The organism is Dyella acidisoli, assembly GCF_030160295.1.
GTDB classification, from domain to species: Bacteria; Pseudomonadota; Gammaproteobacteria; order Xanthomonadales; family Rhodanobacteraceae; genus Dyella_B; species Dyella_B acidisoli.
The window spans coordinates 475,390-497,502 of sequence record NZ_BSOB01000010.1; the positions used below are offsets into that span (position 1 = coordinate 475,390).

Consider the following 22,113-nt stretch of genomic DNA (forward strand, 5'->3'; position numbering starts at 1 on the left):
TACCACAATCCCTCACCCAAGCAGGAGCTTCACCATGCGTAAGTCCATCACGTTGTCGCTTATCCTTTCCGCCGCCCTCGGCATTTCCGCGCTGGCCTTTGCCGGCGGCCCGGGCGAAGGTGGTTTCGACCATGGTCCCCGTGGTGGCCACGCGGAAGGAATGCTCGCCCTCCGCGGCCTGAATCTCACTGACGCGCAGAAGGCCCAGGTCAAGCAGATCGTTCAGCAGAGCTTCGCTTCGCTGAAGGCACAGGGACAGGCCGTGCACCAGCAGCGCGAAGCCTTCGAAGCCTTGTCGCCGAGCGCTTCCAACTATCAGTCTTCGGCCGCCGCCCTTGCCCAAGCTGAAGCCAATTTCACCAGTGCGCGCATCATCGCCCGCGCGGCCGTCACGGCGCAGATCTACAACAGCGTGCTGACCAGCGCCCAGCAGAGCCAGTACACCACCCAGAAGGCCGCGTTCGAGGCCCGCAAGGCGCAATGGCAGCAGTTCAAGGCAGAACATCCGCTGCCGGCAACTGCGAGCTCCGCGCAGTAAAACATAACAAGAACAGCGGTTAGCCGATCTTAGCGGACGTTCTAACCGACACTTGAGCGATCGCCGCTGCACCGGCGATCGCTTTTTTGTTGCGTGTCTGCCCTCTTTCCTCGCGAACGAACGCCACGCGCTGTCACGCTTTTGTCTTGCGCAGCACTTAGCTTTCATCGGGCTGACCACCGAAGGGCACGCCCATGCAGACGGACGCCGCTGTTGCCAGTACCACCACCTCCACGCAAGGTTCCGGACGCGTGTTCGGCATTATCTTTGCGTTGATACTGCTGGTGGGAGCCGGTTATGCGGGCTTGCACCTGATCGATGATCTCTCCATCGTACGCTCGCATTCAACCGCGCCGTTCATCCTGTTGGGTGTGGCGTTACTGATCGCTCTAGGCTTTGAATTCGTCAACGGCTTTCACGACACCGCCAATGCGGTAGCTACGGTGATCTATACGCATTCGATGCCAGCCAATCTTGCGGTGATCTGGTCGGGCATCTTCAATTTCCTGGGCGTGTTGACGTCCTCTGGCGCGGTCGCCTTCACCGTAGTGTCACTGTTACCGGTGGAATTGATTCTGCAAGTCGGCAGTGGCGCAGGCTTTGCGATGGTGTTCGCACTGCTGTTCGCAGCCATCCTGTGGAATCTCGGCACCTGGTATTTCGGCTTGCCAAACTCTTCATCGCATACGCTGATCGGATCGATCATCGGCGTGGGTCTGGCCAACCAGCTCACCGCAGTGAAAACCGGTACCAGCGGTGTGGACTGGAATGCCGCCATGGATGTGTTGAGAGGCTTGGTTTTTTCACCTATCGCAGGCTTTCTGCTTGCCGGCCTGTTGATGTTGTTGCTGAAAGCGTTGGTCAAGATTCCCGCGCTGTACCGTGCCCCGGAAGGCCGTAAGCCGCCGCCGTGGCCGATTCGCCTGCTACTGGTGCTCACCTGCACCGGTGTCAGCTTCAGTCATGGCTCCAACGATGGCCAGAAAGGCATGGGCCTGATCATGCTGATCCTGATCGGTACCGTGCCCACCGCGTATGCCTTGAACGGCGCGGTATCCGGCAACCAGGTGAAAACATTCCACGAGGTTTCCGTGGAAGTCCAACAGGTGCTGAGCGTGATCGATCACGGCGCACCGGTGAACGGCAATCCACGTGACATCGTCACCACGTCGCTGCAACAGCGGAAGTTGCTGCCTGACACAGTGCCGGCGCTTTCCGCACTCATCGCTCAAATTGACCAGCAGGTAGGCAATCGCCCATCGTTGCGCTCGGTACCGCAGGAACAAATGGGCAACGTACGCAATGACATTTACCTCGCCAATTCCGCGATCCCTCTCGTGTTGTCACAGCCAGGTTTAAGCAGTGAACAAACCAGCACGCTCACTGCATGGCGTGGTCTGGGTGTCAAGGCAACTCAGTTCATTCCGGCATGGGTGAAGGTGGCGGTTGCGTTGGCATTGGGACTCGGCACGATGGTGGGCTGGAAGCGCATCGTGGTAACGGTCGGCGAACGCATCGGCAAGGAACATCTCACGTATGCACAGGGCGCATCCGCTGAATTGGTGGCGATGACCTTGATCCAGGCGGCCGACATGTATCACTTGCCGGTCAGCACCACACATGTGCTCACTTCGGGCGTCGCTGGCACGATGGCGGCGAACGGCTCGGGCCTGCAGTGGAGCACTGTGCGCAATCTTCTGTTGGCCTGGGTGTTGACGCTGCCAGCTTCGATTGTGCTTGCGGGCGTGCTCTTCATTGCGCTCAAGCATCTATTCTGAAAACACTCGCGTGCGCTGCTCGCAACGATTGCACAACAATCGATTGCCGACATCACCACATCACTGAACGGACGCAACACTTCTTGGTGTTTTGCGACGCTGCTTTAACGCATGCCCTGTTGCCATGGACCCGCGGATCGACAGCGATGCGCCTGTTTGCACGCTGATGCAGGCAGTCCACAGCTCCGAGGAGATTGCTCATGCGTAATCTGACTTATCTGCGCAAATCCCTGATCACTGCTGGAATGACAATAGCGTTTGTCGCTGTGCCATTCTCATTGATGGCACAGAGCACGCCATCATCCATGCCGCAGCAACAGACGCCGCCGTCGAACATGCAGCAACCCTCGACCATGCAGCAGTCGACACCGATGAACGATCAGTCGACCACCACCCGCAGCAACGAAACCGTGCCGGGCAAAGTCGACGACAGCTGGATCACCACCAAGGTGAAATCCAAGCTCGCTGCAGCGAAAGGCGTGAAGGCTTCCGATGTTTCTGTCAGCACGACCGACGGTGCCGTGACGTTAACGGGTACGGCAACATCCAAGGCGGAGAAGAATCGTGCGGTTCACATCGCGAAGGGAGTGAAGGGTGTGAAGAGTGTCGACGCCTCGGGCTTGACGGTGGGAGAGGCGAACTCCACGCCGAATAGCTCGTCCAGCGGCACATAAACTGGCTGCGTCATTTCCGCCTTGGTGCATTCCTATCCGGGGAAATTTTTACCTGGGTTGCCGAAATGCCTAAATGTTCGTCGTCCCGGCGAAAGCCGGGACCCAGCGACTTGGATGTTCATCAACGTCACTGGACCCCGGCCTTCGCCGGGGCGACGAACGGTGTTGTTGAAATTAAACGAAATTTCAGCAATCAAGCGATATGCAAAAAAATCTGACATCGCTTCCCCAAACAACAATGCACTTTCGCGGGAATGATGCCACCGAGGCAAATACGAATTACGCGCTCTTTTCCTGCTCGACCAGCAGATCCAGTGCCGCGCGCAAATAATTCAGCGCCTCATCGCGTTCAATATCGTCTGCGTAGTCGGGTGTGGTGGCGACGGGCTCGTCATCGAGTTCAAGCACCAGCGAACGCGGCAAACTGATCAGCGTAGCCGCGGAAGCGCCCAGCATTTTAAGGCGTTTCTGCACCGCGCCCGCTTCTTTGGGATCCTTGAAGGATTTCGATAGCAGCAACTCGTCGCCTTCCGATGAAAACAGCCGGAAGCGAAAGCTGCCATCCGTATCGCGGAAGCTCGCGAAGCGCGGTGGCCGAGAAGCTTTCACTGCCTGTCGTGGCTTGGTGGCAGCCACCGTTGCAATGGCGGACATCGAACGCAATCCGATCGCATCGCGCAGCTCGGCAATCTTCGGCCCAGCAATCGCACGTGCCTTGCCCGCACCTTCGCGCAGAATGGCTTCGATGTCGGCAGGCCGTGCAATCAGCGCCTCGTAGCGTTCGCGCATGGGCGCAATGTCTGCCTCGAGGCGCTCGTACAACACCTGCTTGGCTTCACCCCAGCCGATGCCCTCTTCCAGCGCACGGCGATAGGCGGCACTCTCGGTTTCGCTGGCAAAGGCGCGGAAGATCGTGAACAGCGCAGAGCTGTCCGGGTCTTTCGGTTCGCCGGGCGCGCGCGAATCGGTGACGATACGCATCACGGTATCGCGCAGCTGGTTCGTACCGCCGGCGAACAATGGAATGGTGTTGTCGTAGCTCTTGGACATCTTGCGGCCATCCAGCCCCGGCAGCGTGGCGACCTGTTCCTCGATCACCACTTCCGGCAGCACAAAGAAATCATGACCGTAGATGTGATTGAAACGCTGCGCGATGTCGCGCGCCATTTCGATGTGCTGGATCTGATCTCGCCCCACCGGCACCTGCTGCGCATTGAACGCCAGGATGTCGGCCGCCATCAGCACCGGATACATATACAAACCTGCCGTGATGGCTGCATCCGGGTCTTCACCGGCTTCCGTGTTCTTGTCCACAGCAGCCTTGTAGGCATGCGCGCGATTGAGCAGGCCCTTGGCGGTGACGCAGGTGAGGAACCAGGTGAGTTCCGGAATTTCCGGAACATCCGATTGCCGATAGAACGTCACCTTGTTCGGATCGAGCCCCGCTGCCAGCCAGGTGGCCGCGATTTCCAGGCGTGAACGTTCGATGCGGGCCGGGTCGTCGCTTTTGATCAGCGCGTGATAGTCGGCCATGAAGAAGAACGCATCGACTTCGGGTCGGCGGCTGGCAGCAATAGCGGGCCTGATCGCACCGACGTAATTGCCCAAGTGCGGCGTGCCGGTGGTGGTGATGCCTGTGAGGACGCGAGTTTGCATGCGGCAATCCAAGGAAGATCAAACACCCGCGCACCCTGCGCGGATAGGAATTTTCAGTGTACGGGCTTTAATCCGGTTCACGCATCAGCGTGGACTTGCCGAACAGCGATTCGACCAATTCCACCGCCAGCCTCGCGGTGCGATTGCGCTTGTCGTAGGCAGGGTTCAATTCCACGATGTCCAGCGAAGCCAAGCGGCCGGTATCGGCAATCATTTCCATGCACAGCTGCGCTTCGCGATACGTGGGGCCACCGCGTACCGTAGTGCCCACGCCGGGAGCAATGGAAGGATCGAGAAAATCCACATCGAAACTCACGTGCAAATGCGTGTTTTCGTCGAGGCCATCGAGCGCTTCTTCCATCGTGCGCTTCATGCCCACTTCGTCGATGTGGCGCATGTCGTAGATGTCCATCCCTGCCTGACGCACCAGCCTTTTTTCGCCTTCGTCCACGGAGCGGATGCCGATCTGGCGGAACACATCGGGCGTTACAGCAGGTACGCGATCGCCGATTTCCACCAGCTCGCGCGGACCATTGCCGCAAAGGCACGCCACCGGCATGCCATGGATGTTGCCTGATGGCGTGACTTCCGACGTGTTGAAGTCGGCGTGTGCATCCAGCCACAGCACACGCAGCTTGCGGTCCTGCTCGTTGCAATGGCGCGCCACTGCGCTGATCGAACCGATCGCCAAGCTATGGTCACCACCCAGCATGATCGGCAAGCGGCCGGCCTGCAGCTCCTGATGAATCGCCACATGCACGGCGAGGTTCCACGCGACCACTTCCGGCAAATGCCGGTAACCCTCCTCCGGCGGCTGCCAGGGGTTCATCGGGCCATGCAGATTGCCGCGATCGATCACATTCACGCCACGGCGGCGCAACTTCTCTGCCAGTTGCGCCACGCGCAGGGCCTCTGGCCCCATCGAGGCTCCGCGATGCCCCGCACCAATGTCGGTCGGCACGCCGACCAGTGCAACCGCTTGTTTTTTCATGCTGTTTTGCTCGTGCTCTTATGCATGGGCCTGCAAGTGTAACGGGTCGAAAGCTCCATGCGCTTACTGCACGAATGGCAATCAGCGCCTTGTGAGAGCCCTACCGAATGCTTTTTATTGTATCTAAAAGGATACAATAACCATGAAGTAGGGTATCAAGCAGACAGAAGAGTTCGCCGTCTGGCTTAAAGGATTGCGAGATGTGCAGGCGCACGCAGCGATTACCCGCCGCCTGGATCGTGCAGCCAATGGCAATCTGGGTGATGTCCAAACCATTCGCGAGGGCATTTCAGAGATGCGCGTGGACATGGGCAAAGGTTATCGGCTGTATTTCGTTACGCGCGGCCGAACCATGATCGTGCTGCTATGCGGTGGCCATAAGAAGACTCAGCGAACTGATATCAAACGAGCGCTGCAACTGGTTCAGGAGTATCGACTATGAAAAAGAAACTGCTTCCCTTCGATCCTTCCGAACTGCTCGACAGCGATGAAGCGATCGCCGCCTACCTCACGCAGGTATTGGCCGATGGCGATACGGACGAACTGTTGCGAGCCATCGGCTACGTAGCAAAAGCTCGCGGCATGGCACATATTGCGGAAGAAACGGGACTTGGTCGCGAGAGTCTTTATAAAGCGCTTCGCCCGGGTTCCAATCCGCGTTTCGATACCATCCTGAAGGTTTGCCAGGCCATCGGCATTCAATTTACAGCTCACCCGGCCGCACACGCGTGAGGCGCGAAAGCGTATGCTGATGGTTCAACTCGAACAAGCCTTGAATGGATGACAGCACCAAGAGCATGCTGAGCTCGCGCAAGATTCAATTCAAACAATGACTACGGCGAGCAGTTCTGGCAGGTCTTTGCTAGATTGACGCACCGCGCTCAAGCAGGGGACCTTGTGTGCCGTACCGCCTGGCTGTTTACCTTTTTCTGATAGGCCTGATATCCAGCGCCACGCCGGCTGGCGCGCAACAGATACCGCCACCACCTCCGCCGCCTTACGGCATGCGCGGCACACCACCACCGGGCATGCCGCCACCTCCGCCGCCTGGCGCGTGGTTGCCCCCACCGCGACGGTTGCCGCCGGCACCCTTACCATCACCCCCTTCTGCTTCCGTGATCCCAAGTCCGGCGACGGTATCCGCGGGGGATCAAACCAGCCATACGCCAGTCTCGATCACCTCGCCAGCAGATGCGGCATCGTCGCCACATCCTCCCGCAGTCGAACAACCCTCCGCACCAGCAGTCGTCGAACACACCCATGCAATGGCGGACACTCCGCGTCCGCCAAAAAACCATCTGCCATGGTTGCTGCTGGCCGCCCTGGCCGGCAGTTTGCTGGCATGGTGGGCTACCGCTCGAAAGAGCCGGCAGCTCTCGCTAGAAACCGAACGGTTGTCGCGGCGAGAGCGATTCCTGCATTCGGCTCATCAACAATTGCAGCAGAAATCGAAGACGCTGCAGCAGCTGTCCATGCACGACCCTTTGACCGGCGTACTAAACCGACACGCCTTCGCAGCAGAACTTCGCGAGCGCCTGGATCACTTGGCGCGCTATAACCAACCACTCAATCTGCTGCTGCTCGATCTGGATCACTTCAAAGCGATCAACGACCGTTACGGTCATCTAGTGGGCGATACAGCGCTGTGTCGGATCGCCGGCGTAGTGCGCGAACAATTGACCAGCGATGATCTGCTTGGCCGATTCGGCGGCGACGAATTCATGATCGCTTGCGCTGGACGCAGTCTCGACGAGTGCGTAACGCTGGCCAACGCGATTCGCACCGGCCTCGCCAAACAATCATCCACCGCTGAACCTGCCACCCCTACGCTGACGCTCAGCATCGGCATTGCACAGGCCAACGCGCAGACCAGCTATCAGCCGGAAGAGTTGTTCGCACGGGCGGATACTGCGCTGTATGCCGTCAAGCAGCGTGGGCGCGATGGCGTTGCAGTGGCCGATGAGGATTTGCCGCCTATGCCAGCGACGAATACGCTGCGGCGGCATCTCTAACGCAAGGGCTAGAGCTAAGGAATGGTGCCGACAGTCTGACTCGAACAGACGACCTACCGCTTACAAGGCGGTTGCTCTACCAACTGAGCTATGCCGGCACTGGGCCGTAGATTCTAACAGAGCATCCCTATCTAAAAGCAGCCCGTGCTGTGCGAACCGATGGCCGGGTCATGGACGCGACTGCGCCAGTCGAAGTGCTTGCTATCGGTCGGGATCAGGTCCAGCCAGTATTCGGGCACGGTTTCGGTGCGCTCGGTCATCTGCACCTGGAAGCCAGCGGCGACGATTTCGTCGCGGCGTTTGCGCGCATTGGCCGGGTCCTTGAACAGACCTAGCGATACGGTGTTCTGGTTGTCGCCCGCACTCACCACGAAATAGTCCTGGATGTTGCGCGCGCCAAGCTGACGCGCCTGGGCCAAGGCAGCCGCGTGATTCGGGCTGGGTGGCAGATGCACCCACCAGCCACGGGTTTGCGTGGTCTGCTCCTGCCGGGCTCGCATGCGCTGAACTTGTGCGCCGAGCGCGGTGCGCGCGATACGCAGATCCTCCTGCGTAGCGAACGGTCCCAGCGCCATGCACGTATAGCTGAGTGCGTTGGCATTGGTCGACGCGGCCGGCGCATTTGCGGTGGCAGGTGCTGTGGATGAAGGTGTAGCGGTCGTCGCCGACGGCGCCGCTGAAGCGGCTTGCGCAACGGTGGTGGCGGGCGGCGGCAATTCCGAAAGCAGGCGCAGTTTGGGAACGCCCGGATCGGTGGAGAAACGGGCGTGCGTATCTGTCTGACCCAGCAGCAACCACGCACCAACAGCGATATTGAGAGCGATCAGCAGAACGAACAGCAGACGCAGAACCATCAGCCACTTCCCCCAAGGATGATCGGATTCTAGGAGGATGGACGCGGCGGATGTGCGCTCGCCCACACATTGAGACCACGCAGCACGCTGTCCGCGGCAAGCTCGGCACGCGCGTCAAGCAGCGGCAGCAAGGCCACCGCATCGCCTCCATCCAGCAGCAGACGCTGTGCGCCGCCGGATTGCCTGGCGACATGGGTAGCAAAGCGCTCGATCAGAGCGGCTACCGCTTGCCAGCACCCCGAAACCACCGCGTCGGCCGTGTTGTCCGCGATATCACGTATCGCGCCGGGATGGTCCGGCCGCACGCGAGCGGTCGCACCGAGCAGGGATTGCTGCATCAGCAGTGGCCCGGGGGCAATCAAACCGCCCAGGTGTTGGCCGTCTGCGGTCAGCGCGTCGAGCGTCAACGCGGTGCCGATGCCCGCCAATATGCATGGCGCTTGCGCCTCCGCATGCGCAGCGACCATCGCAAGAAAGCGATCGACACCCAGCCGTGATGGTTCGGCGTAAGCGATACGCACGCCACAGGCTTCGGCCGGTGTGCGCACCCACTCAACCTGGCGCCCAAAACACTCAGTGACGACGCGTTCGATCTGACTTTCGCGAGACGTATCCACCACCGATGCGCCCAGTACGCGATCCGGCTGTTCCAGATCGGACCATGCGCGAGCCAGCACTACCGAAACATCCTCGTCCCACGCTACAGCACCGCGCTCACCCCAGTTGTCGGCGGACACCATCGCCCATTTCAATCGCGTGTTGCCTAGATCGAGCAGCAGCTTCATGCGCGTCGCACCGTGACGTCAGCGCTGTCGATGCCACGCAGGCCCGCCGCTGTTTGCAACTGCAACGCGCCACGCGCATCGATACCCGCGCCGATACCGTCGAGATCACCTGTCGGGCTACTCACGCGCAGCGGCACGCCACGCAAGGCATCGTGCTCGGTGTATTCGTCGACGAACGCTACGAAGCCGTCACGCTCGAACTGGTCAAGGCCTTCGACCATGCTGGTGATCAACGCGGCGGCCGCACGGTTGCGATCGGGAGGCGTGCCGTGAGCGAGCGCGGCCAGGTCGCATACCGGCTGACCCGCCTGCTCGCGCAACGCCTCGGTAAGCCGCAAATTGATGCCCACGCCGATGATGGCCGCGCATGGCCCCTGATATTCGCCACTCAGCTCGACCAGGATGCCCGCGAGCTTGCCGCCATCCGCCAGCACGTCGTTGGGCCATTTCAAGCGAGGTCCATGAATGCCCAGCGCCTGCAGTGCACGCAGCACGATGACGCCAGTGGCCAGTGACAAGCCCGACAGCGATGCGAAGCCCGCCTCGAACCGCTTCAGGCACGAGAGATAGATGTTCAAGCCCGGCGGTGACAGCCAGCTGCGCCCTCGCCTGCCGCGGCCCGCGGTCTGCGTCTCGGCCATCACGATGCTGTAATCAGGTGCGGAAGCAGCCCGACGCTGCAATTCGCTGGAGGTGGAATCAAGCTCCCAGGCGACTTCCAGCGCCCCCAGCCGAGGCACAACGTTGACTGGCAACACGGAACGGATCGCTTGCTCGTCCAGCATCTGCACCGGCCAGGGCAGTCGGTAGCCCGCCGTGCCGGCTGATTCGACCGGAACCCCGCGATGGCGCAGGGCTTCGATCTGCTTCCAGATGGCAGCGCGCGTGACGCCCGCCTCGGTGGCCAGGCGTGCCCCGGAAAGCGTCTCCCCGGAAGCCAGGGTGGCGAGAAGCTGTTGCGGCTGCATGGGTCTAGTGATCCCAGGAACCAGCGGATCGCGACGGCTGCAGAGAGATAGGAAAAAGAGCAACTGGCATGGATGAAAATAAACTCAAGGTTTAGAACGACAACAAATGTTGTCAGCTGCGCCGACCAAGACTTCCTCCTAAAAATCAAAAAGTTGCCTTCCAGTAGAGTCATCACTTCGGCATGGGATGAACTATAAGTTTATCGCTTCATCAATATTTGTTTACTTTGCTGTCAACAAAATGTTGACGAGCGCCATACCAGGCACTGGCATCCAGCCCAAGTTTCTGGGACGATCAGGAGGCTAGGCTGTTGCCTTTGGGGGCTTGATCGCCATGCGCGCCACGACGCTGTTGCTCGGATGCTTGCTGAGTCTTGGGGCCATCGCCAACGCGGCGGCCGCAGGCGCTGCTGCGTCCGCGGGTGCCATGAACGCCAGCGCTAACTGCACTGACCATAGCAGTGGTGGCAGCGAACACAGCAGCAGCCACGACACCTCTTCGTCCAACGGCGATGCGATGAACGTGCCACACAGCGTGAGTTCCTCTTCCTCGCCGTCATCCAGCAATAGACGCTCCAGCAGCACTAGCGGCAGCAGCAACATGGATGACAGCCCTACACGCTTCGGCGCCGATAGTTCGCCTGACGGGTCTTCGCACAGTTCATCCGGCCTTGGCTGGCAATCACTGCTGCCCGGTTCGATCCAGTAACCGTCTTCGGTCAAACCCTACTTCGAATCATGTGGCTGGTAATGCTACGCTGAAGCGCGCGCCGTTGAATTCCGCTGAACGGTCCACCGTCAGCTCACCGTTATAAGCACGCACAATGTCCTGCACGATCGACAGGCCGATGCCATGGCCTTTCACGCGCTCGTCGCCACGCACGCCACGCTGCAGGATTTTTTCGATCATGTCTGTTTCGATACCGGGGCCGTCGTCTTCGACGCTGAGCAGCAGACCCGGTCGTGGGCGTCCCGGTTGACGCTGCGCCTTCACCACCAACAGCACGTGGTGGTTAGCCCACTTGAACGCGTTTTCCAGCAGGTTGCCCATAAGCTCCAACAAATCGCCCTGCTCGCCGTAGAACGCTGCGCCGTCTTCGATATCGAATTCGCACAGCACGTTCTTAGCGGCATAGACCTTTTCCAGGCTTTGCACCAAGTCTTCGGCATAACCGGCAATGGGCACCGCACTTGCGGCGAAGGTCTGACGTCCCGTGGTCGCCGCGCGCGCAAGCTGATACGCAACCAGTTCGTCCATGCGCCGCACCTGGTCGAGCACTGGCGCACGCACGGGCGGCGGCAGTTCGCTGGCTTCTACCTGCGAGCGAATCACTGCCAGCGGCGTTTTCAAGCTATGTGCAAGATCAGCGAGCGTGTTGCGATAGCGCGTGCGCTGCTCGCGCTCGCTGTCGACGAAAGCATTGATGCGATCGGTAAGGCCGGTGAGTTCGACCGGATACTGGCTATCCAGATGATCGCTCTGGCCACGCTCGACGCGGCTCATATCGCTGGCCACTTTGCGTAACGGCGTAAGGCTCCAGCGCAACAGCAGCAACTGCAGCACGATCAGCATCACGCCCAGCGTGGCGAGCCAGCCCACCAGGCTGCGCCGATAGACGGCGGTGTTGCTCTCCAGTTCGTCTTCCGTCTGCGCCACCGTAAAGGTGAGACGCACCGCAGGTCGCTCGGGCACGTCCAGTGCCACACCGAAGCTGTAGTAATAAAGACGTCCAAGCTCGGTATCGACCGGCCCGATGAATTGCGACTGCCCCGGCTGCAGTGGATGCAAAAAGCTGAAGTCGCGCCCAAGCGCAGAGGATGATTCCCAGTGGAAACCATCGTCGCCCAGCACCACGGCATACAAGCCGGAGCCGGGGCGGGAGAACATGGGATCGGGCGGCGTATCAGGCATCAGCGGCGTGCCATCGCGCCGCGGGTCGGTACCGGCGATATAGGTTATGACGTAATCGTGCAGCCGGCCTTGCAGCTTGTTGATTTCGCTGGCGTTGTAGGTGCGCGACAAGGTCCAGCCGATGGCGCCCAGGAAGGCAGCCAACACGAGGCCGGTGGTAAGCGCTGCTCGCGCCGCCAGCGAGAACGGGCGGCGCTCCGCTGCATCATTCGTCTTCGCTGCGAGGGATGGCAAAGCGGTATCCGCGTCCACGCACCGTCTCGATCGGCTTCAGAGTGCCTTCCGAATCCAACTTTCTACGCAGACGGCCAATGAAGACCTCGAGCACGTTCGAATCGCGATCGAAATCCTGTTGATAGATGTGCTCGGTGAGGTCGGCTTTCGACACCAGCTCGCCAGCGTGGAGCATGAGGTATTCCAGCACCTTGTACTCGTAGCTGGTGAGGTCCACCGGCTTGCCTTCCACCGACACGGTTTGCGCGGTGGTGTCCAGCTTGATCGGGCCACAAGCCAGTACCGGCTTGGACCATCCGCTCGCACGGCGCACCAGCGCGTTGATGCGCGCCAGCAGCTCTTCGACGTGGAACGGCTTGACCAGGTAATCGTCGGCCCCGTGCTTCAAGCCTTCGACCTTGTCCTGCCAGCTACCGCGTGCGGTAAGGATAAGAATGGGGTAGCGCTGACCAGCTTCGCGCAGTGCCTTGACCAGATCCATGCCCGACATCTTGGGCAAGCCAAGATCGATGATGGCCAGATCGAACGGCACTTCACGGCCCAGGTAGATGCCTTCTTCGCCGTCCTGGGCGGTATCCACGGCAAACCCGTCGCGTTTGAGTCGAGCCGCCAGCGTCTCGCGCAGCGGCGCTTCGTCTTCGACCAGGAGGATGCGCATCAGTGTTTCTCCTTTTTGCTTCCGCCGTTAGGGGATTTCTTGGTGGGAGATTGTGCCGCAGGCGGCACGTGCGTGGCATCAGACGGCACGGCTATCACGCGTACGTGCCCCTCGGGCGTAAGCACCTTGATGCGGTATTCCACCTTCCGCCCGATGTGGCGCGGCTCGGCCGACAGCACCTTGCCGCCCACCCTTTGCTGTACTTGCGTAACGGCCTGGTCCAGGCTCAGACCGGTCTGTGGTGGCGATGACTGGGCGGCGACCACGCCGGTCGCCAACAGCCCGGCCGCGGCCATCCATGCGAGTTGCTTCAAAGCCTTAAGTCCCATGTTGAATACCGGAGCGATCCGGCTGACGGAACATACTGCGCAACCTGGGCTGAATAATGACCGGCCGGCTGAACGCCGCTTCACGCCGCCGCAGCCATCGGTGCCATGGCGCGCTGGATCAGCGACCATCCCGCACCATCCAAGTGCGCGCCCTCACTCAACGTGCGACGGAAACCGCGCGCCCCCGGTTCGCCCTGGTACAAGCCAAGCAGGTGACGACAGATGTGCTTGAGTGCCGTGCCTCTTGCCAACTCTGCCTCGACGTAAGGACGCATGTGCTGCAGCACGCTCTCGCGCGAAGGCAGCGGCACGTCGTAAAGCGCCGCCTCGACTCGCGCGAGTACATAAGGGTCGTGATAGGCCGCACGCCCCAACATCACGCCGTCCACGTGTGCCAGATGCTCGCGCACCGCATCCACAGTCGTAATGCCGCCATTGATCACCACCACCAGCTGCGGGAATTCACGCTTGAGGCGATAAACGCGCTGGTAATCCAGCGGTGGAATCTCGCGATTCTCCTTCGGCGACAACCCTTGCAGCCACGCTTTGCGTGCATGCACCACCAACACTTCCACGCCGGCTTCCAGCATGGTTTCAGTGAAGTGCTGCAAATCCGCGTATTCGTCTTGATCGTCCACACCGATGCGGCACTTCACCGTAACCGGCACGGAGACTGCATCGCGCATCGCCTTGACGCAATCGCCAACCAACACCGGCTCACGCATCAGGCACGCACCGAAACGACCGGATTGCACGCGGTCGGAAGGACAACCGACGTTGAGATTGATCTCATCGTAGCCGGCCACTGCGCCGTGTCGCGCCGCTTCTGCCAACTCCTGCGGATCACTGCCGCCCAATTGCAACGCCACGGGATGTTCCTGCTGGCTATGTTCCAGCAACCGCAGTTGCTTGCCGCGCACCAATGCCGCGCTGGTCACCATCTCGGTGTACAGGCGGGCATGGGGTGAAAGCAGGCGATGAAAGTAGCGGCAGTGCCTGTCCGTCCAGTCCATCATGGGCGCTACGGACAGGTGCCAATTGTGGGGGTTGATGCGGTGCATGGTGCGCATTCTACCCGGCCAATCATCGGATCGGCCCGTTGCAACCTGCACGCCCCTCGTAGTGTGTGTGCAGCACCACTACTGCGGATGAGCATCCCCCTGCGATTGATCCGTCGAAGAAGCTGGCGGCGTTGAAGGTGTCAGGAGTAACGAACTGTTGCTCACGTTCTCCAATGGTCCAACCTTGACGGCAGCCTTCCAAAAACTATCGGCCGCCTTAAAGTACATGGAAGAGTTCCAGCGATTGTCGGCCCAATAATCCCCGCAGCCAGTGATCGCACCACCCTCGATCGGACTGAGATCGCACCGGGGAAACTGACCTCCAGAGTCAAGCCCAGTAGCTCCTGTGGTGGGTGGTATTACCAAATTGCGAGGGGTCGAACCGCTAGAACCCAAACTGTTTGAAAACTGTGCAAGGGTGCCTGCCGCTAGATCGCCCCCAACGCCGGCGGGCGAACCGGTCATATGCAGCTTTTCTTGTTGAAATATGGCCATCAGGCGCCGCTTCGCAACAGCGTCCCCGTATTCGGTCGTGAGTTGCTTGAGAATCTCATTGGCCTTTTCTCGCTGCTGGGGATCGAGCTGCGCCCAAAGGCTATCGCGTGTAGCCACAAACTGCGGATAGTTGCGTTCCGCGGAAAGTGCTACCCATGCGTATGCCGTAGCGGGATCTTTAGCAACGCCCTGACCGTTGAAATACATCAAGCCAATATTTAGTTGCGACACCTTGTCTGCATAACGAGCACCGGAGAGGAAGTATTTCATCGCCCCGGCGTAATCACCTTTTTCGTAACGAAGAAGGCCTCCAAATTGGCCATGCAAATCAGGATGACCTTCGGTCGAATTTGCGCTCATCGACTCCAGCATGTGCTGCATTTGCTTGTCGGATAGCGCAGGCGCGTTGTTGCCGTCGGAGGCAAAAGTGATGGAGGGACCGAATCCGAGCACAACACTACAGATGATTGCACGACGTAGAGCTTTCATGACGCCCCCTTAGCCCACGGCAAAAGGCAAGTCGAACGAGCAATACGCAAGGCAGCGAGTCTACTCCCGGCGATGCGGGCCGTGTTACGAAATTGTTGAATCCCATTGTGACCCGATGTCCCCTGCAAACTTGCAGACGTCCAACTCCATCGACAGCATCAGCGGTCTACATGCTTGGCGCAGCCGTGCCGTCCGACCATTTGCCCACCGCTATCATCAGCACATTGATCGGCTCGGGCTCCCCATGAAACTGGGGATTCAACATGACAGGCGATCCGGCCTGATCAGCACCCCAATCCACATTGGTGGCCGTATAAAACATCAAGTGCGACATCCAATGACCGTATTGGTCATCGAGATAGCCTTGCTTGGACATCATGTAAGACATCGCTCCGGGTTCCAGCGGCGGCAGCTGCTTTGCGGCGAACGCAGCCGTCATGTCCTTTTTGATTTCTTCCCTGGATTTTCCACTCAGCACGAGAGCGGTTCTTTTAAGCGTGATGGGCAGGATGGATTTGACGGCCGGTGGGTTGAAACATATCGGCCCGCGCAGTTTCGGATTCCAGAACTGTGGCGCATCGAAGGGCGACATCCATCCCCGTTCCACGACACACACATAGCCATTCGTACCTTCCGCCGCCGTTACGTAACCATGCGACTGCAACACCAGCACCGTGGCGTGATCGGAAATAGCCGCTGGCGCCGCGCTTCGCGCCAGCTTTATTTCGGCGTCCCGATCCGTCATCACGTATTGGGAAAACGGCGCCATGCTCGGATAGCTGTGCTGCGCTTGCTGGGCGGAGGCGGCAGGGCCGGCAACCAGCGCGGCGAGCATGCATGATTCAAGCAAACGGCTGAAAGAATGGGCTTTTTTCATCTTGCTTCACTCCCCTTGTTCGTTGCTGTGACGGATGTTCGAAGCGCAGGCAAGCTACCGAACCTGACTCGCGCCTGGCCGGCAACCCACTGTGCTAGTAAACGACGAAGGCGTAGAGAGAAAATCGACATCTAAAGCCTTCAACATGACGCAAGCTGCAGGGGCCTCGAACCTAATGCTCTGTGCATCCCCTTGTCTCGCCCACCCAAATCCCCATGTGTGAGGGGCATTAACGCGGGCACAGGGCAAATGGCGTAACCTATGCGGCTTGTCCCGTGGCATACACGGCGCTCGCAAGGCAACGGCCCCGCCTCTCCCCGCGAGTTTTCGCTGTTTCATGCAGCGCGCAGTCCCCCTGTTCCACAACCCGAGAAGACAACGACCATGGTGGCTTTGGCGACCGAGCAAGTTATTGACGTTCACCACTGGAACGGCAGCCTTTTCAGCTTCCGCACCACGCGCGATCCGAGCTTCCGCTTTGATAGCGGGCAGTTCGTGATGATCGGCCTGGAAGTGGATGGCCGTCCGCTGATGCGCGCGTATTCGATCGCCAGCGCCAGTTGGGAAGAGCACCTGGAATTCTTCTCCATCAAGGTGGAGAACGGCCCCCTTACCTCGCGGCTGCAGCACCTGAAGCCAGGTGATCGCCTCACGGTGAGTCGCAAGCCCACCGGCACGCTGGTGCTCACCGATCTCAAGCCCGGCAAGCATCTGTATCTGCTCGGTACGGGCACCGGCCTGGCGCCGTTCATGAGCATCATCCGTGATCCGGAAACCTACGAGCGCTTCGACAAGATTGTGCTGGCCCACGGCGTGCGCAACATCAGCGACCTGGCCTATTCGGACTACCTGCAGAACGAACTGCCGCAGCACGAATACCTGGGCGAGCTGGTGCGCGAGAAGCTGATCTACTATCCCACTGTTACGCGCGAACCGTTCCGCAATCGCGGCCGCATCACGGATAACATCGTGGATGGCGCGATGGCCGCAACCATCGGACTGCCGACGCTCAATCCTGAGACGGACCGCGTAATGCTGTGCGGCAGCCCTGCGATGCTGGATGATCTTTGTGCACTGCTGGATGCACGCGGGTTCCATGCTTCACCCCGTACGCGCGAGCCGGGCGATTACGTGATCGAGCGGGCGTTCGTCGAAAAGTAATCAAAGACGAGAATGCATACGCAACCCTCGCAGCCGTTATTCCCGCTTTCGCAAGAATGACGGCCATCGGGGCTATGAAGGTCTAATCACGCACGCGTCCCTTACCTTCGTTATCCCAATACCCGAAAACCCTTCGCGCAATCAGCTTGTAAAGCCGCTTGCCCGTTGCACGCCACAAGCGCGAATGCGGTGCGGGCGTATTCAACATCACCTGCTGGCGTGCGCTGAGCGCATGCGCGCAATAGGTACGCTTATGCTTGAGCAGATGGCGCAGATCCTCGCGCGCCAATAGTCGGAACAAACGGCCGCGTTTTCCGCGTGTCCAGGCAATCTGGAAATCGACCAGCGCCGGACGCCCATCCGTGCGCACCAACCAGTTGGGCTCCTTCGCCAGATCGTTGTGCACGATGCCGTGTCGATGCAGTTGTGCCAGCAGGCGCAGCGCGTCGCGGTAGTAGGCAGGATCGCGTGGTTGCGCCTGCTGCATCGGCCTGCCGTCGATATAGCCACGCAACAGTTCATGGCCGTTCCACGCGAGCAACGCGGGCACACCGTCGACACCTCCCAGCTTGGCCAGCGCACGCGCTTCGCGCTTCGCCGCACGATAGGCGAACGCATACGCCCACCAGCGCGCCGCACGAATATCACGGCGAATACAACGCACGCCGTTGCGCTCGACGATCTCGATGCGGCCCAGTTCGTCGGCCTTCAGCAGCGTGGTGTTATCTGGCACAGGTTCACCCAGGAAGTAACGTGTCCGCCGCGAAACGGCGACAGACTATTGTGGCCGATTCACGGCCGAGCCGCTCCAAGGACCACTACATGTTTTTCATGGACATCGCCCTGTACGCACTCGCCATTGCCCTGATCCTGGGTGGCCTGATTGGCACCGTGCTGCCGAACGTGCCAGGCATTCCGATGATCTTCGGCGGTGTCTGGCTGGCCGCGGCCCTGGACGATTACCAGCACCTGGGTGTTATCTGGCTGATTGTTCTCGGCGCATTGGCCGCCTTCGGCGTGGCGATGGATTTTATCGCCGCGTCGCTGGGCGCCAAACGCGTAGGGGCCAGCTCGACGGCAGTCTGGGGCGCATCGATCGGCACCTTCGTCGGCATGTTCCTCGGCATTCCCGGCCTTATCCTCGGCCCCTTCGTCGGCGCCCTCGCCGGCGAGCTCATTTCCAGCAAAAGCGTACTGCGTTCCGCGCACGTGGGTATCGGTACGTGGCTGGGGCTGCTCTTCGGCACGCTGGTGAAGCTGGTGCTGTCGGTGGTGATGGTGGCGCTGGCAGCAGGGGTGTGGCTGCTGAATCTGTAACCCAAGTAACCCAAGCTTCTGGGCCATGGCACGGAGTCGGTCATAACGAATAAGCTCGCGCGACCAACCGACCCCACAGGGATATCCATCATGATGAAACGTCTCGTCTTGGCCGCGGCAATCGCCCTGGCTGCCACCGGATCGGCGTATGCACAAGGCACGCAAACGCCGTCCTGGGTCGAACGCAGCAACGGGGATGCCAAGGCGCTGCTCGACGCGCTGGCCCAATTCAATCCTGAAAACGCCACGCAGATCGGCCTCGCCGGCTACGACGACAAAGTCACCGATCTGAAACCCGACGCTGACGCACGCCAGCGCAAAGTGTTGCTCGACGCCAAGGCAACACTGCAGGGCAAGCTGGCCGCGGAGCAAGATCCGAATGTACGCCAGGATCTGCAGATCATGATCAAGTTCGCCGACCTGTCGGTCGAAGGCATCGACCTCAACGACAAATACATGCTGCCCTACCAGGACATGGGTCAACTGATCTTCAACGGCGAATTCGCCTTGCTGCGCGACGAAGTGGATGCCAAGCGCAGGCCGAACGCACTCAAGCGCCTACAGTGCTACGTCGGCCAAGCACCAGGCTGCACACCACTCACCAAGCTGGCAGAAGCACAAACCGCAGCGCGCTTGTCCGATCAGCATCTGCTTGGCCCCTACAAGGGCAACGTGGATCAGCAGCTCTCCAACAGCCAGCGTTATGCGCAAGGCGTGCGACAGTTGTTCGACAAGTACAAACTCAACGATGCCCAAAGCAAGGCGGCGCTCGATGCGCTTGATGCGCAGCTGAAGGAATACGACGCGTGGGTGCACACAACCATCGTGCCGCGCCAGCGCACCGACTTCCGCCTGCCCGAGCCGATGTACGCCTATAACCTCAAACAAACCGGCATCGACATTGCTCCCGAAGAACTGATCAAGCAGGCGCAGCTGGAATTCTCGGAAGTGCGTCAGGGCATGCAGATGATGGCGCCGATCGTCGCCAAGGAAGAAGGTATTTCTTCCAACGATTACCGCGACGTACTCAAGGCACTTAAAAAACAACAGCTGGGCAAAGATCAGGTAATGCCGTGGTATCACGAAGTGATCGGCAAGATCCAGGACACCATTCGCAGCGAACACATCGCCACCCTGCCGCAACGCGAAATGCAGATACACATGGCTTCCGACGCCGAGGCCGCCGCCACGCCCGCACCGCACATGGATCCACCGCCGCTCATCAACAATCATGGCGAACGCGGCACCTTCGTGCTGACGATGGGCAACCCATCCGCAGACGGTTCTACGGATGCGTATGACGATTTCACCTACAAGGCCGCCGCTTGGCCGCTCACCTCACACGAAGGCCGCCCTGGCCACGAACTGCAATACTCGGCGATGGTGGAACGTGGCGTATCGGTGGCGCGCAGCCTGTTCGCATTCAACAGCGTGAACGTGGAAGGTTGGGCGCTCTATTCGGAAGCGGAGATGCTGCCGTATGAGCCACCAGCCGGGCAATTCGTCACGCTGCAGCTTCGCCTGGTGCGTGCGGCGCGTGCGTTCCTCGACCCGATGTTGAACCTTGGCTTGATCAGCAAGGAACGCGCGCATGACGTGCTGCGCTACGACGTAGGCCTGTCCGAAGCCATGACACGCGAGGAGCTGGATCGCTACACCTTCAACAGCCCCGGTCAGGCGACGGCGTATTTCTACGGCTACATGCACATCCAGCAACTGCGCCTGCAGACCGAACTGGCCTTGGGCAACAAGTTCAACCGCCAGGCGTTCAATGATTTCCTGATCGGCCAGGGCGTGTTGCCGCCGGATCAGATGGCGGAAGCGGTGCGCACGCAGTTCATTCCATCGCAGAAGAAGTAATTCGTCTGAGCTCACGATGATCCGCCCCTCCCCTGCTCGCAGGGGAGGGAACTGCATCTCGCATAGCACAGCAACCTGTCCCCCTTTAACGAAGCCGTTGGTTTCCATCGGCAGAGCCTCCAACGATGGATCACCGGAATTGCGGCCAGGATCACAAGACCCGGTTCGTGAAGATGATCGTCACGCGAACTCCACGGTTCATCAAGCTCCCTTTCTGGAAGATAACTGCCACGGATATCGCCTCCCCGATATCCGTTAATCCTGCAACCCCGCACCCCCGCGGGGTTTTTTTTGGGGCTAAAAAAGTTTGGGCTAAAAAAAAGCTCCCCCGCCTGTTTGAGACGGGGGAACCGGATAACGCTTGGATCAATATCTCAAGGTCACGCTGCTCGACGTGGTGGAGACGTTATAGCTGCACTGTGGCGACGTGGAACCCACCGGATAATCCGCGCCCCATGGCGTATTGGAAATTTTGGTGAAGGCGGTGTTGTAAACGGCAATGCTCGAATACGTCAGTGGCGAGCTTGCCGGTAGCTGATTACAACTGCTGACGCCGTACACCTCCATCACGCCACCGAACACCCAAAGCAGATTGCCGTAAGGCTTCGTGGTGAGCGTGGTGCTCGTGTTGGTCGTCACATCCTTGGAGGTAATCGTCCAGGTGCTGCAGCTATTGGCAGCCTTGCACTGGGTGGTGCCAAGAATCGTATCGCCCGCTTTTACGTTGATCGGGCCGCTGTAGTAAGTCGTGCCGCTCACGCAGCAGTTCCAGCTCGACAGCGTCCACACGGTGCCACTAAATGCGCCGTAGCCGAGTACCGGTTGCAGGATGCTCTCCACAGTCGGCAACTGCTCCAGTCCAGGGAAGAAGTAATCGGTTTGTCCGGACTGGTTGGTCGGCGTGCTAGGTACTTTCCAGGTTGCCACAATCTTGCCAATGTTCACCGAGCTTGAGTAATTGGCGTCTTCCACCCAGCCGTTGATGGTCGGTTGGCGCGCCTGGATCGGCGGCAGGGAGAAACTGCCATTCGGCTCAACACGCGAGCCGTCGAAGCGATAGTGCGCTTGCGTGCAAAGCGCCGGCTTGCGCACCACGCCGTTCGCAGCTTCGATGCTGCCATCGGCATGCAAGGTTTCACCTTCTTCCACGCGCTGCACACAGGATGGCGAGAAAAAGCCGTTCGGTGTCACGACGTAATCAGTCGGCACGCCTTGCGGGCGCTGACTCGCTTCGAACTCGCTGACACCTTTCGGTGTAAATGTTTGCACCGCATTGTCCGCTGCAAACGCCACGCCGCACACGGCCATGACAAGCAGCGCGCATGCACTCTTCCACGTTATCCGCTGTGTAAATGGTTTCATGATTCGCGTATCCCTCTTCAATGTGAGTGAACGCGCTCCTTCGCATACGAAGGGTTTTTCACCGCTCGAGGTGAAGCACGAAACACAGATCCCCGATGGGGT

Annotated in this window: 23 protein-coding genes and 1 tRNA gene; 9 read left to right on the top strand and 15 right to left on the bottom strand. The window is 59.9% G+C overall.

Going from position 1 to position 22,113, the window contains the following annotated elements:
* Nucleotides 1-34 precede the first annotated feature (34 nt).
* The 3 genes from QQJ86_RS07185 (at nt 35) to QQJ86_RS07195 (ending at nt 2,990) form a co-directional block, all read left to right on the top strand.
* Entirely contained in the window at nt 35-538 is a 504-nt protein-coding gene (locus QQJ86_RS07185) for a Spy/CpxP family protein refolding chaperone (RefSeq protein ID WP_284320225.1), read from the top strand.
* A 194-nt stretch (nt 539-732) separates the two neighbouring features.
* Nucleotides 733-2,316, top strand: a complete 1,584-nt coding sequence (locus QQJ86_RS07190; protein ID WP_284320226.1) for an inorganic phosphate transporter — start codon at nt 733-735, stop codon at nt 2,314-2,316.
* A gap of 200 nt (nt 2,317-2,516) precedes the next feature.
* Complete coding sequence (locus QQJ86_RS07195; protein WP_284320227.1) at nt 2,517-2,990, top strand: BON domain-containing protein; 474 nt, start codon at nt 2,517-2,519, stop codon at nt 2,988-2,990.
* Nucleotides 2,991-3,269: 279 nt separating this feature from the next.
* Here QQJ86_RS07195 and QQJ86_RS07200 read toward each other — a convergent pair whose 3' ends face one another.
* Nucleotides 3,270-4,646 carry a tryptophan--tRNA ligase gene (locus QQJ86_RS07200; RefSeq protein WP_284320228.1) on the bottom strand — a complete coding sequence of 459 codons (1,377 nt, stop codon included), beginning with the start codon at nt 4,644-4,646 and terminating at the stop codon, nt 3,270-3,272.
* A gap of 67 nt (nt 4,647-4,713) precedes the next feature.
* Nucleotides 4,714-5,637: an arginase gene (rocF, locus tag QQJ86_RS07205; RefSeq protein ID WP_284320229.1), complete on the bottom strand. Its 924-nt coding sequence runs from the start codon at nt 5,635-5,637 to the stop codon at nt 4,714-4,716.
* A gap of 154 nt (nt 5,638-5,791) precedes the next feature.
* Here rocF and QQJ86_RS07210 point away from each other — a divergent pair, with 154 nt between their 5' ends.
* From QQJ86_RS07210 to QQJ86_RS07220, 3 genes are all read left to right on the top strand, one after another.
* On the top strand, nt 5,792-6,079 hold the full coding sequence (locus QQJ86_RS07210; protein WP_284320473.1) for a type II toxin-antitoxin system RelE/ParE family toxin: 288 nt from the start codon (nt 5,792-5,794) through the stop codon (nt 6,077-6,079).
* Nucleotides 6,076-6,369: an addiction module antidote protein gene (locus tag QQJ86_RS07215; protein ID WP_284320230.1), complete on the top strand. Its 294-nt coding sequence runs from the start codon at nt 6,076-6,078 to the stop codon at nt 6,367-6,369. The genes QQJ86_RS07210 and QQJ86_RS07215 overlap by 4 nt, the downstream gene beginning before the upstream one ends.
* Nucleotides 6,370-6,536: 167 nt before the next feature.
* Nucleotides 6,537-7,649: a GGDEF domain-containing protein gene (locus QQJ86_RS07220; protein WP_284320231.1), complete on the top strand. Its 1,113-nt coding sequence runs from the start codon at nt 6,537-6,539 to the stop codon at nt 7,647-7,649.
* Between the two features lie 22 nt (nt 7,650-7,671).
* On the opposite strand, the gene QQJ86_RS07225 is transcribed toward QQJ86_RS07220, so the two are convergent.
* The 11 genes from QQJ86_RS07225 to QQJ86_RS07275 form a co-directional block, all read right to left on the bottom strand.
* Nucleotides 7,672-7,747 (bottom strand) — tRNA-Thr (locus QQJ86_RS07225).
* A 33-nt stretch (nt 7,748-7,780) separates the two neighbouring features.
* Nucleotides 7,781-8,503: an SPOR domain-containing protein gene (locus tag QQJ86_RS07230; RefSeq protein WP_284320232.1), complete on the bottom strand. Its 723-nt coding sequence runs from the start codon at nt 8,501-8,503 to the stop codon at nt 7,781-7,783.
* Between the two features lie 29 nt (nt 8,504-8,532).
* On the bottom strand, nt 8,533-9,288 hold the full coding sequence (locus QQJ86_RS07235) for a type III pantothenate kinase (protein WP_284320233.1): 756 nt from the start codon (nt 9,286-9,288) through the stop codon (nt 8,533-8,535).
* Nucleotides 9,285-10,256: a biotin--[acetyl-CoA-carboxylase] ligase gene (locus QQJ86_RS07240; protein ID WP_284320234.1), complete on the bottom strand. Its 972-nt coding sequence runs from the start codon at nt 10,254-10,256 to the stop codon at nt 9,285-9,287. Before QQJ86_RS07240 ends, QQJ86_RS07235 begins: the two co-directional genes overlap by 4 nt.
* 303 nt (nt 10,257-10,559) lie before the next feature.
* Nucleotides 10,560-10,979: a hypothetical protein gene (locus QQJ86_RS07245; protein ID WP_284320235.1), complete on the bottom strand. Its 420-nt coding sequence runs from the start codon at nt 10,977-10,979 to the stop codon at nt 10,560-10,562.
* Nucleotides 10,980-10,992: 13 nt separating this feature from the next.
* Nucleotides 10,993-12,402: an ATP-binding protein gene (locus QQJ86_RS07250; RefSeq protein WP_284320236.1), complete on the bottom strand. Its 1,410-nt coding sequence runs from the start codon at nt 12,400-12,402 to the stop codon at nt 10,993-10,995.
* Nucleotides 12,374-13,060, bottom strand: a complete 687-nt coding sequence (locus QQJ86_RS07255) for a response regulator transcription factor (protein WP_284320237.1) — start codon at nt 13,058-13,060, stop codon at nt 12,374-12,376. The genes QQJ86_RS07250 and QQJ86_RS07255 overlap by 29 nt, the downstream gene beginning before the upstream one ends.
* Entirely contained in the window at nt 13,060-13,389 is a 330-nt protein-coding gene (locus QQJ86_RS07260) for a PepSY domain-containing protein (protein ID WP_284320238.1), read from the bottom strand. The genes QQJ86_RS07255 and QQJ86_RS07260 overlap by 1 nt, the downstream gene beginning before the upstream one ends.
* 80 nt (nt 13,390-13,469) lie before the next feature.
* Nucleotides 13,470-14,450, bottom strand: coding sequence for a tRNA dihydrouridine(20/20a) synthase DusA (dusA, locus tag QQJ86_RS07265; protein ID WP_423372884.1), 981 nt, complete (start codon nt 14,448-14,450; stop codon nt 13,470-13,472).
* 78 nt (nt 14,451-14,528) lie between these two features.
* Nucleotides 14,529-15,434 (bottom strand): tetratricopeptide repeat protein, encoded by a 906-nt coding sequence (locus tag QQJ86_RS07270; protein ID WP_284320239.1) that lies wholly within the window; start codon nt 15,432-15,434, stop codon nt 14,529-14,531.
* Nucleotides 15,435-15,600: 166 nt separating this feature from the next.
* Nucleotides 15,601-16,311, bottom strand: coding sequence for a hypothetical protein (locus QQJ86_RS07275; protein WP_284320240.1), 711 nt, complete (start codon nt 16,309-16,311; stop codon nt 15,601-15,603).
* Nucleotides 16,312-16,695: 384 nt separating this feature from the next.
* Here QQJ86_RS07275 and QQJ86_RS07280 point away from each other — a divergent pair, with 384 nt between their 5' ends.
* Nucleotides 16,696-17,472, top strand: coding sequence for a ferredoxin--NADP reductase (locus tag QQJ86_RS07280; protein WP_284320241.1), 777 nt, complete (start codon nt 16,696-16,698; stop codon nt 17,470-17,472).
* An 82-nt stretch (nt 17,473-17,554) separates the two neighbouring features.
* On the opposite strand, the gene QQJ86_RS07285 is transcribed toward QQJ86_RS07280, so the two are convergent.
* Nucleotides 17,555-18,205, bottom strand: a complete 651-nt coding sequence (locus tag QQJ86_RS07285; RefSeq protein WP_284320242.1) for an RIO1 family regulatory kinase/ATPase domain-containing protein — start codon at nt 18,203-18,205, stop codon at nt 17,555-17,557.
* Between the two features lie 98 nt (nt 18,206-18,303).
* Here QQJ86_RS07285 and QQJ86_RS07290 point away from each other — a divergent pair, with 98 nt between their 5' ends.
* Both QQJ86_RS07290 and QQJ86_RS07295 read left to right on the top strand, forming a co-directional pair.
* Nucleotides 18,304-18,789, top strand: coding sequence for a DUF456 domain-containing protein (locus QQJ86_RS07290; RefSeq protein WP_284320475.1), 486 nt, complete (start codon nt 18,304-18,306; stop codon nt 18,787-18,789).
* 93 nt (nt 18,790-18,882) lie between these two features.
* Nucleotides 18,883-20,649 carry a DUF885 domain-containing protein gene (locus QQJ86_RS07295; RefSeq protein ID WP_284320476.1) on the top strand — a complete coding sequence of 589 codons (1,767 nt, stop codon included), beginning with the start codon at nt 18,883-18,885 and terminating at the stop codon, nt 20,647-20,649.
* A 366-nt stretch (nt 20,650-21,015) separates the two neighbouring features.
* Here the strand turns inward: QQJ86_RS07295 and QQJ86_RS07300 are convergent, their stop codons facing one another.
* Nucleotides 21,016-22,011 (bottom strand): hypothetical protein, encoded by a 996-nt coding sequence (locus QQJ86_RS07300; RefSeq protein ID WP_284320243.1) that lies wholly within the window; start codon nt 22,009-22,011, stop codon nt 21,016-21,018.
* Nucleotides 22,012-22,113: the final 102 nt, after the last annotated feature.

Excerpts from the sequence above, each read along its gene's own strand:
- QQJ86_RS07190 (WP_284320226.1), top strand. The coding sequence starts at position 733 with ATGCAGACGGACGCCGCTGTTGCCAGTACCACCACCTCCACGCAAGGT.
- QQJ86_RS07235 (WP_284320233.1), bottom strand. The coding sequence starts at position 9,288 with ATGAAGCTGCTGCTCGATCTAGGCAACACGCGATTGAAATGGGCGATG.
- QQJ86_RS07185 (WP_284320225.1), top strand. The coding sequence starts at position 35 with ATGCGTAAGTCCATCACGTTGTCGCTTATCCTTTCCGCCGCCCTCGGC.
- QQJ86_RS07295 (WP_284320476.1), top strand. The coding sequence starts at position 18,883 with ATGAAACGTCTCGTCTTGGCCGCGGCAATCGCCCTGGCTGCCACCGGA.
- QQJ86_RS07255 (WP_284320237.1), bottom strand. The coding sequence starts at position 13,060 with ATGCGCATCCTCCTGGTCGAAGACGAAGCGCCGCTGCGCGAGACGCTG.
- QQJ86_RS07195 (WP_284320227.1), top strand. The coding sequence starts at position 2,517 with ATGCGTAATCTGACTTATCTGCGCAAATCCCTGATCACTGCTGGAATG.
- QQJ86_RS07300 (WP_284320243.1), bottom strand. The coding sequence starts at position 22,011 with ATGAAACCATTTACACAGCGGATAACGTGGAAGAGTGCATGCGCGCTG.
- dusA (WP_423372884.1), bottom strand. The coding sequence starts at position 14,450 with ATGCACCGCATCAACCCCCACAATTGGCACCTGTCCGTAGCGCCCATG.
- QQJ86_RS07280 (WP_284320241.1), top strand. The coding sequence starts at position 16,696 with ATGGTGGCTTTGGCGACCGAGCAAGTTATTGACGTTCACCACTGGAAC.
- QQJ86_RS07230 (WP_284320232.1), bottom strand. The coding sequence starts at position 8,503 with ATGGTTCTGCGTCTGCTGTTCGTTCTGCTGATCGCTCTCAATATCGCT.
- QQJ86_RS07240 (WP_284320234.1), bottom strand. The coding sequence starts at position 10,256 with ATGCAGCCGCAACAGCTTCTCGCCACCCTGGCTTCCGGGGAGACGCTT.
- rocF (WP_284320229.1), bottom strand. The coding sequence starts at position 5,637 with ATGAAAAAACAAGCGGTTGCACTGGTCGGCGTGCCGACCGACATTGGT.
- QQJ86_RS07215 (WP_284320230.1), top strand. The coding sequence starts at position 6,076 with ATGAAAAAGAAACTGCTTCCCTTCGATCCTTCCGAACTGCTCGACAGC.
- QQJ86_RS07200 (WP_284320228.1), bottom strand. The coding sequence starts at position 4,646 with ATGCAAACTCGCGTCCTCACAGGCATCACCACCACCGGCACGCCGCAC.
- QQJ86_RS07270 (WP_284320239.1), bottom strand. The coding sequence starts at position 15,434 with ATGAAAGCTCTACGTCGTGCAATCATCTGTAGTGTTGTGCTCGGATTC.
- QQJ86_RS07275 (WP_284320240.1), bottom strand. The coding sequence starts at position 16,311 with ATGAAAAAAGCCCATTCTTTCAGCCGTTTGCTTGAATCATGCATGCTC.
- QQJ86_RS07260 (WP_284320238.1), bottom strand. The coding sequence starts at position 13,389 with ATGGGACTTAAGGCTTTGAAGCAACTCGCATGGATGGCCGCGGCCGGG.
- QQJ86_RS07290 (WP_284320475.1), top strand. The coding sequence starts at position 18,304 with ATGGACATCGCCCTGTACGCACTCGCCATTGCCCTGATCCTGGGTGGC.